The following is a 13,642-nucleotide window of genomic DNA, read 5'->3' on the forward strand; positions in this document are numbered from 1 at the left end:
GGGCGGGCCGCCGCCACCGGGGCGTAGAGCCGGCGGCCGTCCTCGCAGGCAAAGAGCCGACGGCCAGGCAAGCAGGCCACACCTCGGCCGGAAGTCAGGCGAGAAGAGAAGGATTTCATGGCATCTCCTTGCCGCCCAGGCAGCGTGCCAGTGAGCGGGCGTTGTGTTCCATCATGTCGATGTAGGTGGGTGCTTGGTCGTCGAGGGTGTCGCCGTACAGGGGGCAGATGTCCACGCCCGCGTCGGTTGCGGCGGTGCGCAGGGTGGAGCGGGTGCGCGCCAGGTTGGGTTCGAGGAACACCGCGGGGATCGAGGAGTCGGACAGGGTGGCCTGGAGTTTGATGCGGTCGGCGATGGAGGGTTCGACGCTGGGGTTGGGCGCGACGAATCCGGCGACGGTGAGCCCGTAGGCGTTCGCCAGGTACGCGTACGCGTCGTTGGTGGTGACGAGTTTGCGGCGCTCCTCGGGGATGGACGCGATGGTCGAGGCGACGGTGGCGTCGAGCTCGTCGAGGCGCGTCAGGTAGGCGGCTGCGTTGGCCCGGTAAGTGGCCTCGCCGTCGGGGTCGACGGAGATCAGCGAGTCGCGGATGACGCGCACGTACGCCTGGGCATTGTGGACGTCGTGCCACAGGTGGGGGTCGATGTCGCCGTGGACGTGCTTGCCGAGGACGGCCTGCGGCAGCATGTAGACGTTCGCGCCGGGCTCGCCGATGAAGCGGAACGAGGCCTCTCCGGGGATCGTCGTGAGTGCGCGGGTGGGCACTTCGATGACGACCTGGTCGAGGTCTGTGCATTCCATGGTCGAGGCGACGGCCGCTCCCGTGGTTCCGGCGCCCACGCAGGGGGCCGAGGCCTCGTCCCCGCTGAGTGCTCCGGCGTCGGAGGCGAGTTCGACGCGCTTGGTGGTGAGGTTGACGGTGATGTCGGCGTGGCCGGCCGAGAGGACGCGGCGGCCTTCTGCGGCGGCGATGTCCTCGGGCGGGGTGCCGACGGCGAAGACGGCGGTGCCTTCCCCGACGCTGACGGGCGTGGCGCCGGGCGTGGTGCGTAGGTTGGCGCGGAAGTGGACGCGGTACACGCCGGGGGCGGTGAACGCCCAGCTCATGTGCTGGTGGGCGTCGGCGGGCAGCTGCGCGGTGTCGGTGTCGTATCCGCCTGCGGCGTTGAAGCCGTCGGATGAGGCGAAGGCGATTTCGGGCTGCCCGAACGACGTGGTGAGGTAGGCGGCGGCCTGGCCGGGCCCGTCGACGCCGGTGGTCGTCAGGTCGATTTGCGAGGCGCGGGTGGCTCCCATGTCGGCGCCGTCGCCCCACACGCGCATGCCGAGCCACGGGGTGTCGAGGGCGCGGTCTTCGACGAGGGGGAGGATGGTGGCGCCGTTCTTGGCGGCCTCCTCGGCGACGGAGACGGAGCGCGAGCCGGCGGGCAGGTTGGAGTCGAGGGCGCGGATGAGGGCGTGCTCCTCGAGCATGAGGTAGTTGGAGAAGGCGACGTCCGCGTATGCGACGTCGCGGATGGTGCGCAGGGAGGGTTCCCACGAGTGCGGGTCTGCACCGTTGGGCACCATCTGCGTGACGTGGACGCGGTCTCCGGCGACGTTACGTACGAGGTCGGCGAGGATGCCGGTCGTGGCGACGACGCGCAGTTCACCGTCGCTCGCGGGGTCGGCCGCGGGCGCGCAGCCGGCCAGGGTCGCCGTGAGCGCTAACGTCGAGGCAGCGAGCACACACCCACTCCCCCGCCACCCACGAAAGGGGAGGCGGGGGATAAAGGAGAGTCGGCCTCGTGAATGAGGGGTCACAGCGCCCGGCGCAGGTTGCGGCGACGTCCGATCGCACCCACCCACACGCAGGCCGCGCCCGTGAGCGCCCACGTGAGGGAGACGACGGTCAGCGGGATGGTGTCGGCGCCGGTGGTGGCCAGGGAGAGGTCGCAGTCCTTGCCGGACGCGGTGCGGCCGACGACCTGGGAGACCATGGGTCGCCCGTTGGGGCCGGTCGCGCCGGTGGCCGTGAGGTCGCCGCCAGAGCCGAAGCCGCTACCCGCGAGCGCCGCGCCGTTGGGGGTGACGCGCATGGTGATGGTCAGCGTGTAGGTGCCGGGCGCAGTGAACACCCAGTTCTGGTGGGCGTGCGTGTTGGCGCCGAGCGTGTAGCCGGTGCCGGGGCCGTCGAAGACGTGCTCGCCGACGCCGGAGCCGAGCGCGCCCGCGTTGAAGACGGCGACGCGTCCGGGGCCTTCGACGGCGTCGAGGGTGAACTGGACGGGGCCGGTGGTGCCGGTGACGATCTCTTCGCGCTGGGAGTTCAGGCCCAGCCACGGAACGCCCGCGATCTGGGTGGAGGGGATCAGCCAGACGCTGGAGCCGGGGGTGGCGACGAAGCCAAGGTCGGCGGGCGCGGTGATGCGCGCGGCGTCACCGAGGGCGAAGGTCAGGGACGAGGGGTCAACCCACTGGGCGGGCTGGGTGCGGTCGTCCTTGACGCGGGCGACGAGGGTGCCGTTTTCGATGGCGGGGCCCAGGTCGAAGTGGCCGTCGGTGGCGTTGCCGGAGGCGCCGTCGCCGACGCTCACGGTCAGGGTCGTGCGCGCGGTGTTCGCGGGGGCGCTGTTCGAGGCCAGGGTGGCGGCCTCTGCCTCGGTGGCCTCGCGGGTGATGCGGGTAGCGACGCAGCGCTCACCGCCGGTCGTGCCGGAGGTGGTGTGCGCGCCCGAGGAGGGGGCGGGGTTCGCGCCCGTCGTCGTGCCGGTGGTGCCGGTCGTTCCCGAGTTCGTGCCGGGGGCCGGGGCGCTGGGCGTTCCCGTGGCACCGTTGTCGCCCTGGTTCTGCGTGGCCTGGTTGTTCGTGGAGCTCACGGAGCCGGGGCCCACGCCGGGGGCAGGGGCGGGCTGCGCCCGGTCGGTCGAGGGGGCAGCTCCGGACTCGGCGAGGCACGAGGCCTCGTCGGCGACGTCGATCGTGTAGGTGCGGGTCGCGGACTGGGCGTTGGCGGTGCCGGTGTTGCCGGGAGTCCACGCGCTGGCCTGGACGGTCAGCGTGTAGCGGCCGGCGCGCGTGAACAGCCAGTTGACGTGCTTGTGGGCGGCGTAGGGCTGGTCGATGTCGTCGCCCTCGGGCGCCAGGTCAAAGCTGCCGTCATTGGTGACCGCCTTGGTGCCCTCGGTAAAGCTGGAGGTGAAGGCGTAGATGCGGCCGTTTTCCGGGCCCGTGTAGGAGATGTGGAAGCGCGCGGCGTCGTATCCGCCGGCTGCGACGCCCAGGGTGTCCCAGCCGGGCCACAGCACGGTGGCCTGGTTGTCGCCGGACTGGCCGAGCAGGTAGGCCGCGGCGGGAGCGCCGGTCGCCTGCCTGACGGCGCCGGGGATCTGGGTCAGGGTGGACTTGTTGACGGCGAGGAGCGTCTGCTCGGGCTCGCGCATGACACCGGAGCCGGTGGCGTCCTCCTTGATGCGCAGGGAGAGGGTGCCGGACGCGTCGGAAGTGAGGTCGAAGATGTCGGCGTGGCCGTGGTCCAGGGTGGCCGTGGTGCCGGCGGGGGCGGTCCGCATGACGGCGCAGGCGGTCGCGTCGGCCTCGGACGAGGCCGTGGCTGCGTCGCTCGTTGCGGCGTCGGCCTCGGCGGTGGTGGCCTCCTCTGTCGTTACCGCGTCCGCGGTGTCGGCGGTGGCCTCGTCGGCGGCGTGTGCCGCTCCGGGCACGAGGAAGGAGGTGGCCGCGAGGGCCATGGCGGCGAAAGCCCGGGCAGCTGCGCGGCCCGGGTTCCGGTACTTCGTGGGGTTCATGAGGGGGTCCTCTAGGTGCTTCGCACGTGAATATGAATGAGAATCGTTATCATTCTATGCCCGTGGCCCCAGCCGCGCAAAGTTCTACGACCCGAAACATTCGATAGCGACCCAAATACTCATGGAGCACCGCTCCCCCAGGGCAATACCCCTCCCCTAAATTTCGCATGCAATTCCCCCGCACCTCTTTCAAACTTTGAATTCATATCGTTGGAATTCCGAGGTTTTCTCCCCATTGTCGATTTGTCTGACCACCGAATTGCATGCGAAATTGGTAATGAAGGGCTGAAGGGGCGATCCCAGAGCCTCGCCAGGAATCACGCAGATCCCGAAGCCCACGCTCCCACTCCCCCACCTCATTACCTATCCCCATGCCCCTGGCAGGCCAGGGCCGCACACACTGGCGTTTCATGAACCTGCACGAACCAACATAAAAAGTTCTAAAATTTTGTGATTTGCAGACGAGCGCAGTCTATCCAACAGACGAATTGTGACGGCGTGCGCACGTTTGCGCAGGTGGTGTGCACGTAGCCACTTTGCTTTGCAATTGCTTGGTTTTTGATGCGATCTAAATTACTGGCCGAACGGTTGATTGAGTGTTTTGGGAGGGATAAACTATAACCATCAAGCGCCTGACAGAGCTGCCAAGCTGGTCTGGCGCTTTTCTTGTTTGAAACGCAGGGTCGCGCCGACGCTACCCGCGTTGGCACACTCCTCGTTACAGACCGGGTGATCCTCGGCCTCGTCAAGCAGGGAATCAACACACAATACGATCCCACAAGGAGTTCACTCATGTTCTCGACCATCGACGTCATGGTTGCCCAGGCCCACATCGATCAGCTCAACGAGCTCGCCGACACCAAGCACATCGTGAAGGCCGACCGCCACTGAGCGAATTCCGGCCACGCCGGAGTTCCACGCAAGTCCGCAGACCCGCAGGGGCTGCGGACTTTTTGCATACTGTCGCGCACACGCGGCACGACTCCCCCACGTCGCGCTCAACCAACGCGTCGTCGCGGGGCATGCCATGTTAGGTGGGCCAGGCCGTGGAGCCCATGGGCAGCGATCGGCGACGTTTTCCAGAGGGCACGACGAGGCCTGCCAGCGCCCTGGGCCCGGCTGTGCTGCCAGTGGGCGTGACACTGATATGGGTGGAAAATGTATAATGAAACCGGTGGAAAATGTATAATGAAACCGGTGGAAAATGTATAATGATCTACATATTCGCTGATCATAGGAGATTCAGGTGCAGGCTGTACGTCCGGAGAACTACCGCCCTCGAGCAATCGACCGGCGTATCGACCAACTACTGCGATCCTTCGGCGCCGTTGAAATCGCGGGGCCTAAATGGTGTGGAAAGACCTGGACCTCACTTGCACATGCCGACAGCGCCGACTCTCTGACTGACCCAGCAACTCTTCGAGCAGCTCAGACGTCTCCCGATCTCGTACTCTCTGGCAAACATCCACACCTCATTGATGAGTGGCAAGAGGTGCCTCAGATCTGGGATATGGTTCGTTCTCGTATTGATTCCTCAGCTGGAACACGAGGGCAGTTCATCCTTACAGGGTCCTCCGCTCCTCACGATATCGAAATGATCAGGCACAGCGGTGCGGGGCGCATTGCGCGCGTTCACATGCGGCCTATGACCTCATACGAGGCCGGAGCAACTCCCGGTGGCGTGAGCCTTCACGGTCTTTTTGATGACAAGGGGATCACGTCGCAACGATGCGACAGCTCGATCGAAAGCATTGCACGTTGGTGCTGCCGAGGAGGATGGCCGTCGATTCTTGATCTTGATGACGAAGACGCGTTAGAAACTCCGGCACAGTACCTACGCAACCTCATTGAGGTAAATATGCCTCAACTACGCCGATCCCCAGACACTACACGGTCGCTCTTACGCGCTCTCAGTATGAATCTTGCACAAGCTCCGACAATGAGCACGCTGTCGAAGGATATGGGCAGTGAAGGAGAAGACAAGTCACGCCACACAATCAAGGCATACCTCGACGATCTCCGCGCCATGTACCTCCTTGAAGATGTGTCTGGTTGGGAGCCCGCAGCTCGAGGAAAGAAACGTGTGCGCATCAAACCCAAGCGCTACTTCGTCGATCCCTCGCTGCCAGCTGCCATGCTTGGTCTATCTCCCAGCAAATTGCTACGTGATACTCAAACTCTCGGCGGCTTGTTTGAGACTCTTGTCTGCCGCGATCTCCTCACGTTCATCGACACACTTCCTGGTGTCGGAAACTCCCTCGCTTATTACCGTGACGACAAAGGTCTCGAGGTCGACTTCATCATCGAACTCGCTGACGGGCGCTGGGGTGCGTTCGAGGTCAAACTATCGTCGATGGGAATTACTGATCGTGCCGTGGAACGCCTTCACAAGTTCCGTGAGCTCATGACCGGCAACCCTATGACCCAAACTTCCGAGCCTTCCTTCCTTGGTTTCATCGTGGGCCAAGGGGAGTTCGCCTACCAGCGCGACGACGGTCTACTCGTCCTCCCCTACGCGTGCATCGAACCCTGATGTTTCACGTGAAACATCTGCCCAACCACCGGCCCCGTTACCCCGTATGGCCAGGAAAGTGGCACACTTGACCTATACGGTTCTATGTAACTTCATGCAAAGGATGGCATGCCTTGACTCAGCCTTCGACCAACGGCGGCACCCCGGCCTCGTCCGGGCGCACGCCCGCGCAGGGTAACCGCCTCGACCCCTGGTACGACGTCTACGCGGACCGCGCACACAACCTGCGCGCATCCGAGATTCGAGCTCTGTTCTCCGTCGTGTCGCGCCCCGAGGTCGTCTCCCTCGCTGGTGGCATGCCGAACCTCAAGGATCTGCCCCTCGATAAGCTCGCGGCATCCGCGGAGAAGCTGATCCGCAACCACGGCGCGCAGGCCATGCAGTACGGCAGCGGCCAGGGCTGGGAGGTGCTGCGCGAGCGCATCACCGAGGTCATGGCATATGACGGCATCGTCGGCGCTGACCCGGACGACGTCGTGGTCACGACGGGTAGCCAGCAGGCCCTCGACCTCGTCACGGAGCTCTTCGTGAACCCGGGCGACGTGATCCTCGCCGAGGCCCCCTCCTACGTGGGTGCGCTGGGCGTGTTCCGCGCGCGCCAGGCGGATATCGTGCACGTTCCCATGGACGAGAACGGCATCATTCCCGAGGCCCTGGTGGAGACGATCCGCGACGTGCGAGCCTCGGGTCGCACGATCAAGTTCATCTACATCATCCCGAACTACCACAACCCCGCGGGCGTCACGCTGTCCGCCGAGCGCCGCCCGATCATCGCCGAGATCTGCCTGCGCGAGCACGTCCTGATCGTCGAGGACAACCCCTACGGCCTGCTCGGCTTCCACAACGATCCCCTGCCGGCCATCGCCTCGTACAGCCCCGAGGGCGTGGTCTACCTGGGTTCCTTCTCGAAGATGTTTGCTCCCGGCTTCCGCATCGGCTGGGCGTACGCGCCGCACGCGATCCGCGCGAAGCTGGTCCTGGCCCTCGAGTCCGCGATCCTGTGCCCGTCGATGGTGGGCCAGATGGCGATCGCCGACTACCTGAGCAACTACGACTGGTACGGCCAGGTGAAGTCCTTCCGCTCGATGTACGCGGAGCGCTGCCGCGCGATGCTGACCTCGCTCGAGGAGTATATGCCTTCGTGCACGTGGACGGTCCCCGACGGTGGCTTCTACACGTGGGTGACGCTGCCCGAGGGCCTCGATGCGAAGGCCATGCTGCCGCGCGCAGTGCGCGCCCAGGTCGCGTACGTGTCGGGCACGGCGTTCTTCTACGACGGGTCGGGCTCCAACCACCTGCGCCTGTCGTTCTGCTACCCCACTCCCGAGGAGATCCGCGAGGGCGTTCGCCGTCTCTCGACGGTCGTCAACGCGGAGAAGGAAATCGTCGACATGTTCGGTACGGCTTCGGGCAACGAGGCCGGGGCCGGGTCCGACCGCTAAGAGTTACCTGAGGAGACACCCCCATGGCTACCAAAGTTCTGATCATCGCTGGCGGTCTCACGCACGAGCGTGATGTCTCGGTTCGTTCGGGCCGTCGCGTTGCTAATATCCTGACGCAGTTCGGCTATGAGGTGCGTATTTCCGACGTCGACGCGTCTCTTGCGGACGCGATCTCGTCCTTCTCCCCCGACGTCGTGTGGCCGCTCGTACACGGCTCGATCGGCGAAGACGGGTCCCTGCAGTCCTTCCTCGAATCGGTGGGAATCCCATTCGTGGGCTCGTCGTCGGTGCAGGCGATGCTCGCCTCCAACAAGCCCACAGCGAAGGCTCTGCTGGGCTCTGCGGGCCTCGCGACGCCCGGCTGGGTGACGCTTCCGCAGGCGATTTTCCGCCAGCTAGGCGCCTCTCACGTGCTGTCTGCGCTCGAGGGTTCGGTCTCCTTCCCCGTCGTCATCAAGCCGACGGACGGCGGCTCCGCGCTTGGTATTTCGACCGCTCAGGACGCCAAGGCCCTGCGCCGCGCGATGGTGGACGCCTTCGCGTACGGCCAGCGCCTGATGGTTGAGCAGCGCATTAACGGCCGCGACGTGGCCGTTTCCGTCGTCGATCTGTGGGACGGCCCCGTAGCCCTGCCTCCGGTCGAGGTATCGACGGATCGTGGCCGCTACGACTACGACGCCCGCTACACCACGGACGAGACTGAGTACTTCGTTCCCGCTCGCCTTTCCGACGAGCTTCTCGCGGACCTGCAGGCCGCGGCCGTTGAGGCCCACACGACGCTGGGTCTGCGCGACCTGTCGCGCATGGACTTCGTGGTCGACGACGAGGGCACCTGCTGGTTCATCGACGCGAACGTGGCGCCCGGCATGACCGACACGTCGCTCCTCCCTCAGGCCGCTGACGCGCTTGAGGACTCGTCGTTCGCGCAGCTGTGCGCCGACATTGTCGACTTCGTGGCCGGCGGCCGTGACGTGCACAGCGTCGACTACGTCATCGACGAGGAACGCGTTGGCGTCATCATCTCCGAGGAGGCCGAGGCGACCGAGGAGTAATCGCTCATTCAACGCACTGTGGGCCCGGGCGGATGATCCTCCCGGGCCCACATGTTTCACGTGAAACATCGTTCATGATGAATGCACGAGCTTAGATTGGCGACAGTGACACGCGATGAAAGGTGCTGGCGATGCGACAGCATCACTCAATCGGGGAAAATTCCGTTCTCTGTACGCCTCTGTGTCGTTTTTACGTTTCCGATGGAAACGCAAATTCGCTGATAGAGAGCCTCTCAGAAAAGGACTCCGAACTCCTTCAGGCGCGTTTCTGTGTCATCGACACCCTGCCAGACGATGCCCTGAACGCCGAGGAGCTCCGCCGCGCGGACGTTCTCGCGACGGTCATCGATGAACACGACATCCTCGTGGGGAACGTCGAGACGTACGAGCACGTCACGGTAGATACCGCGTGACGGCTTGCAGATACCGTAGTCGCACGAGAAGGCAAAGAAGTCGAAGAGGCTTCCCCACTCGGAGCGACGAATCGCCTTCGCAATGGGATACGGTGCGTTGGACAGAATACCGAGGCGCACTGCCTGGCGCCGCAATCGACGCACAAGACCCAGTGCCTCTTCGTTAGCCGTAGCCATGCGTGACGCATCAAGCGCAACAAGTTCTTTCAGAAGGGCACTGGAGGGCTCGGGCTGACCGCAATCTCCAGCGATACGGTCCCAAAACTCACGATCGGACATGCCGGCGTCATATTCACCGCGATGGGTCCACATCGCCTGATCAACGAGCGTCGTGAGACCTCGCGAACCATCACCGAACAACTCAGCGATAGCGCGCGGGTCCGGGTGAGCGTCCACGAGGACACCACCGACATCGAAAAGCACGGTGCGCGAACTGCCTTGGGCGTTCATGCCTTTCGCTCCTTCTGGTACTGCGAGGGCCCGACGACGGACCCTTTAGAGGTAGTTTAAGCGTTAATTCATCCGAAGATTAGCTCAGGAAATGTCGCGTACGGAACATACTGCGCGTGATCTGCGAAAAGAACTATGAAGTTGGATCAGTGAAGAATAAGATCTGCAATTCGCTGAAGATCCTCGGATCCCGCGAATTCGATGACGATCCGGCCCTTCTTACGTCCCTCGGTGATGGTCACGCGTGTGTCGTACGCGTCGGACAGCGCCGATACGACGCTCTCCCCCAGCTGCGACAGAGGACGCGGCTGGCGGGCGCGAGGACGTGGCGTCGCCTTCGCCTTGCCGAGACGAACGATCTCTTCGGTAGTACGCACAGAGAGACCCTCGGCGACGATACGCTCAGCCAGTCGCTCCATTTCCTCGGGCGTCGACAGCGACAGCAGTGCACGGGCGTGGCCGGCGGTGATGACCTGAGCGGCGACCTTCTTCTGGACTGACGGCGGGAGCTTAAGGAGGCGCAAGGTGTTAGCAATCTGCGGGCGCGAGCGGGCGATTCGCTTGGCGAGCTCTTCCTGAGTCGCACCGAAATCCGCCATGAGCTGCTGATATGCGCTCGCTTCTTCCAACGGGTTGAGCTGGGCCCGGTGGAGGTTTTCCAGGAGCGCGTCGCGGAGCAGATCCCCGTCTTCGGTTTCCCGGATGATTGCCGGAATCGTGGTTTCGCCTGCGAGCTCGGAGGCGCGCAGGCGGCGCTCACCCATGATCAGTTCGTAGCGTGCTTCGGGCTTCTCGGCGAGGAACTCCTGGAGTTTCTCGGAACGGCCCTTCGCGGGGATACTACGAACGACGACGGGCTGGAGAACGCCGACCTCCTTGATCGAGGCCGACAGTTCCTTCAGATCGTCCTCATCAAAGACCTCTCGAGGCTGCTTCGTGTTGGGAACAATCTGATCGATCGCAATTTCAGCGAAGGATGCTCCTGGCACCGGAAGAAGCTCGTGATCAACGGATGTTTCACGTGAAACATTCTGTTCTTCGCGCTTGTCTGCTTCGTTCGCGGAAGAGCCTGTTGCGGGCACACGAGCAGCCTTCTGGCGGGAATCTGAGCCATTGATTCCGCCGCCGAGACCGCCGCGAGAGCCGGCGCCGCGCCGTCCACCGGCCGCATCAACGGACGGCATCGCCGGACGCTTCTTCTTCGACGAGGCAGTGCCACGCTTAGGCTGCAAAAGGTCCTTAGCGGAACCTCCACGCTTGCCGCCGGAGCTACCTTCGGGGAAGAACACATCCAGGGGACGGGAAGGCGCGGAGGGTGCGTTATTCGGCGTCTGCTCACTAGCCTGAGGAATGAGAGCTCCAAGACCACGGCCGAGGCCAGTGTGCTTGCGAGCGCCCTTACGGCCCTCAGACTTCGGTGCTGCATCCGCCATTGCAATACTCCTTCAATTGCGTCGGTTCATTGTTTCACGTGAAACAATGGCATGCGCTCAGCTAGTAAGCGTCTTTGATCACTTTGTTGCACCAATGCTCACACACGGTGACTAATACGTGCTGATCTGCGGAAACATGCGGAAAACTCCGAATGTTTCACGTGAAACAATCACTCCTCAGAGGCTGCGACACGCTGGCACAGCTCCAACGCAGCCTTCCGATACGCGATTGCACCCACGTTACGAGGATCATACGTGACGACAGTCTGACCGTAGCTCGGCGCCTCGGAAATGCGCACAGAACGCGGGATGACGGTATCAAAAGTGTGGTCCGGGAAGTGCGAACGCACTTCGCTCTCGACCTCCTCGGAGAGCTTCGTGCGCTTATCTGCCATCGTCAGCAACATGCCGGAGACACGCAGGCCGGGGTTGAGATCCACACCGATCCGTTCGACGGTGTTCCACAGCTGGCTGAGTCCTTCCAGGGCATAGTATTCGGCCTGAATCGGGATCATGACTTCGTCGGCGGCGACCATGACATTCAGCGTCACGAGGCCGAGGGAAGGCGGGCAGTCGATGAGCACAATGTCGATATCGGCATGCTCAGAGACATACTCACGCAGGGCCTCACGCAGTCGATACTCACGGCGCTCGACGTCGACGAGCTCGATTTCGGCTCCGGACAGGTCGATCGTGGCCGGGCACACGACAATACCGTCGATGTCGGGGCACGGCTGCACGACGTCGGCAACGCTGGCCCCACCGATAATGACATCGTAGGTTGACGGGGTTCCGGCGGGGTGGGGAACGCCGAGCGCGCTCGAGGCATTTCCCTGGGCGTCCGCGTCGACAACGAGGACAGACAAGCCACCCATCGCGAGGCCGGCCGCGAGGTTAACGGCCGACGTCGTCTTACCGACACCCCCCTTCTGGTTCGCGACGGCAATGATGCGCGTGTGCTCGGGGCGCGGGAACGTCGCGCGTTCGAGCATGGCCAGATCGCGCATGTTGCGCTCGATCTGATTCGACAAAGGGGTGTTGTTGGTACTCACGAGACACCTTCCTAGATACTGCCCCTAGTTTACGGGCACACGCACTCACTTCCAGCACGAAAGGCCCAGGATGCATCCAGGCGCACACAATCTCCGCACACCGCCGTACAACGACGAAAATTTCGTTCTGTAGGATCGATTCTCCCAGCGAAAACACACAACGTGACAAACCGTAAATCGAGGGAATCAATCTGACACAACACAACACCAATGTGTTGTGTATCACTAAATAAGAGGAGCGCCGCAGCAACCGCCACGACGCTCCTCTCCCCCACTGGGGACGCATTACTTAATGCGCGTGCAGACCACCACGTACGTGGACTCGTCCTCCATGATGGACGGCACCTCGTGGATCTCAGCGCGCAGGTGGTGACGACGCAGCTCCGCCGAGGCCTCGTCCACCTCGATGGGCGCGCGGCGGCCCTTAAGGGCCACGAGCGAGCCCCCGGGGGCGATCAGCTTCGACGTCATGCGCACGAGCTTGCTCATGTTGGCCACGGCGCGAGCGGTGACCACGTCGGCCTTGCCCTTGCCGCGCAGCTCTTCGGCGCGCGCCTGGTGAATGGTGACGTTGTCGAGGCCCAGGTCCTCCACGACGTCCATGAGCCACTCAACGCGGCGCGCCATGGGCTCGGCGAGATGCACGTCGAGCTCGGGGCGGCAGGCGGCGATCACGATGCCCGGCAGCCCCGATCCGGAGCCGACGTCGAGGACCTGACGGCCATCCTTACGCGGCATGAAGTCCAGGACCGCGGCGGAGTTGACGATGTGGCGCGACCAGATGCGCTCCATGTCGCGCGGGCCGAGGAGGCCGCGAATCTCGCCTTCCTCCTCGAGCATGCGCGCGTATTCGGCGACCTCGGCGAAGGCCGGTCCGAAGAAGTCGCGGACGGCCTGCGTGGGCTGTTCTGGGACGAAGGGGTCGCCGACCTGGCGACCCCTTCCCGTCCCGTTCGGGTTCTCACTCACCGTCGGTGCCCTCGGGGAGGATCACCACGCGGCGGTGGGGCTCGGCGCCCTCGGACTCGGAGGTCAGGCCCTCGTCGGCGACCACGTCGTGGCACACCTTGCGCTCAAAGGGGTTCATGGCGTCGAGCTTGACGGCCTCGCCGGTGGCGCGCACGCGGGCGATGGCCTCGCGGGTGATGTCCTGCAGCTCTTCCTTGCGCTCGGCGCGGAAGCCGGCGATATCGAGCATGAGGCGCGAGCGCTCGCCGGTCTCGGTCTGGACGGCCAGACGGGTGAGCTCCTGGAGGGCGTCCAGGACCTCACCGTCATCGCCCACGAGGCGGTCGAGGGCATCGGGGTCGTCGGCGACGATCTCGACCGAGGCGCGGCCGTTTTCGACGTCGATCTCGATGTCGCCGTCGAGATCGGCGATATCAAGCAGCTCTTCCAGGTAGTCGGCGGCGATTTCGCCTTCTTCTTCGAGGCGGGTCAGCTTGTCTGCGTTGTCGTCACTCATGACGTGTCCTCCGTAG

Annotated in this window: 10 protein-coding genes; 3 read left to right on the forward strand and 7 right to left on the reverse strand. The window is 64.1% G+C overall.

All coding sequences use genetic code 11. From position 1 onward, the window contains the following. Window positions 1-115 precede the first annotated feature (115 nt). Together HMPREF1137_RS08320 and HMPREF1137_RS08325 are read right to left on the reverse strand one after the other, a co-directional pair. Complete coding sequence (locus tag HMPREF1137_RS08320) at window positions 116-1,729, reverse strand: anchored repeat ABC transporter, substrate-binding protein (RefSeq protein WP_009054322.1); 1,614 nt, start codon at window positions 1,727-1,729, stop codon at window positions 116-118. Between the two features lie 71 nt (window positions 1,730-1,800). After that, the gene (locus tag HMPREF1137_RS08325) at window positions 1,801-3,786 is read right to left on the reverse strand and encodes a TIGR03773 family transporter-associated surface protein (RefSeq protein WP_009054291.1); all 1,986 of its coding nucleotides are present in this window, start codon (window positions 3,784-3,786) and stop codon (window positions 1,801-1,803) included. 1,246 nt (window positions 3,787-5,032) lie between these two features. On the opposite strand from HMPREF1137_RS08325, the gene HMPREF1137_RS10695 reads away from it, so the two are divergent. From HMPREF1137_RS10695 to HMPREF1137_RS08340, 3 genes are all read left to right on the forward strand, one after another. Further along, window positions 5,033-6,319 (forward strand): ATP-binding protein, encoded by a 1,287-nt coding sequence (locus HMPREF1137_RS10695; protein WP_009054329.1) that lies wholly within the window; start codon window positions 5,033-5,035, stop codon window positions 6,317-6,319. Window positions 6,320-6,432: 113 nt separating this feature from the next. After that, window positions 6,433-7,761, forward strand: coding sequence for an aminotransferase-like domain-containing protein (locus tag HMPREF1137_RS08335; RefSeq protein ID WP_009054318.1), 1,329 nt, complete (start codon window positions 6,433-6,435; stop codon window positions 7,759-7,761). Between the two features lie 23 nt (window positions 7,762-7,784). After that, window positions 7,785-8,813, forward strand: a complete 1,029-nt coding sequence (locus HMPREF1137_RS08340; RefSeq protein ID WP_009054306.1) for a D-alanine--D-alanine ligase family protein — start codon at window positions 7,785-7,787, stop codon at window positions 8,811-8,813. Between the two features lie 233 nt (window positions 8,814-9,046). On the opposite strand, the gene HMPREF1137_RS08345 is transcribed toward HMPREF1137_RS08340, so the two are convergent. The 5 genes from HMPREF1137_RS08345 to HMPREF1137_RS08365 form a co-directional block, all read right to left on the reverse strand. Then, a complete protein-coding gene (locus HMPREF1137_RS08345; RefSeq protein WP_009054320.1) occupies window positions 9,047-9,676 on the reverse strand; it encodes an HAD family hydrolase in 630 nt (209 codons plus the stop codon). A gap of 146 nt (window positions 9,677-9,822) precedes the next feature. Next, window positions 9,823-11,109 carry a ParB/RepB/Spo0J family partition protein gene (locus tag HMPREF1137_RS08350; RefSeq protein ID WP_009054304.1) on the reverse strand — a complete coding sequence of 429 codons (1,287 nt, stop codon included), beginning with the start codon at window positions 11,107-11,109 and terminating at the stop codon, window positions 9,823-9,825. A 170-nt stretch (window positions 11,110-11,279) separates the two neighbouring features. After that, complete coding sequence (locus HMPREF1137_RS08355) at window positions 11,280-12,116, reverse strand: AAA family ATPase (RefSeq protein WP_050980966.1); 837 nt, start codon at window positions 12,114-12,116, stop codon at window positions 11,280-11,282. Window positions 12,117-12,446: 330 nt separating this feature from the next. Next, the gene (rsmG, locus tag HMPREF1137_RS08360; RefSeq protein ID WP_009054332.1) at window positions 12,447-13,130 is read right to left on the reverse strand and encodes a 16S rRNA (guanine(527)-N(7))-methyltransferase RsmG; all 684 of its coding nucleotides are present in this window, start codon (window positions 13,128-13,130) and stop codon (window positions 12,447-12,449) included. Next, on the reverse strand, window positions 13,123-13,626 hold the full coding sequence (locus HMPREF1137_RS08365; protein WP_009054330.1) for a Jag family protein: 504 nt from the start codon (window positions 13,624-13,626) through the stop codon (window positions 13,123-13,125). The genes rsmG and HMPREF1137_RS08365 overlap by 8 nt, the downstream gene beginning before the upstream one ends. Between the last annotated feature and the right edge of the window lie 16 nt (window positions 13,627-13,642).

Source organism: Actinomyces sp. ICM39, assembly GCF_000282935.1.
GTDB lineage: Bacteria > Actinomycetota > Actinomycetes > Actinomycetales > Actinomycetaceae > Pauljensenia > Pauljensenia odontolytica_B.

Coding starts and splice junctions, on each gene's coding strand:
- HMPREF1137_RS08345 (WP_009054320.1), bottom strand. CDS start 9,676: ATGAACGCCCAAGGCAGTTCGCGCACCGTGCTTTTCGATGTCGGTGGT.
- HMPREF1137_RS08355 (WP_050980966.1), bottom strand. CDS start 12,116: ATGCGCGATCTGGCCATGCTCGAACGCGCGACGTTCCCGCGCCCCGAG.
- HMPREF1137_RS08340 (WP_009054306.1), top strand. CDS start 7,785: ATGGCTACCAAAGTTCTGATCATCGCTGGCGGTCTCACGCACGAGCGT.
- HMPREF1137_RS08325 (WP_009054291.1), bottom strand. CDS start 3,786: ATGAACCCCACGAAGTACCGGAACCCGGGCCGCGCAGCTGCCCGGGCT.
- HMPREF1137_RS08350 (WP_009054304.1), bottom strand. CDS start 11,109: ATGGCGGATGCAGCACCGAAGTCTGAGGGCCGTAAGGGCGCTCGCAAG.
- HMPREF1137_RS08365 (WP_009054330.1), bottom strand. CDS start 13,626: ATGAGTGACGACAACGCAGACAAGCTGACCCGCCTCGAAGAAGAAGGC.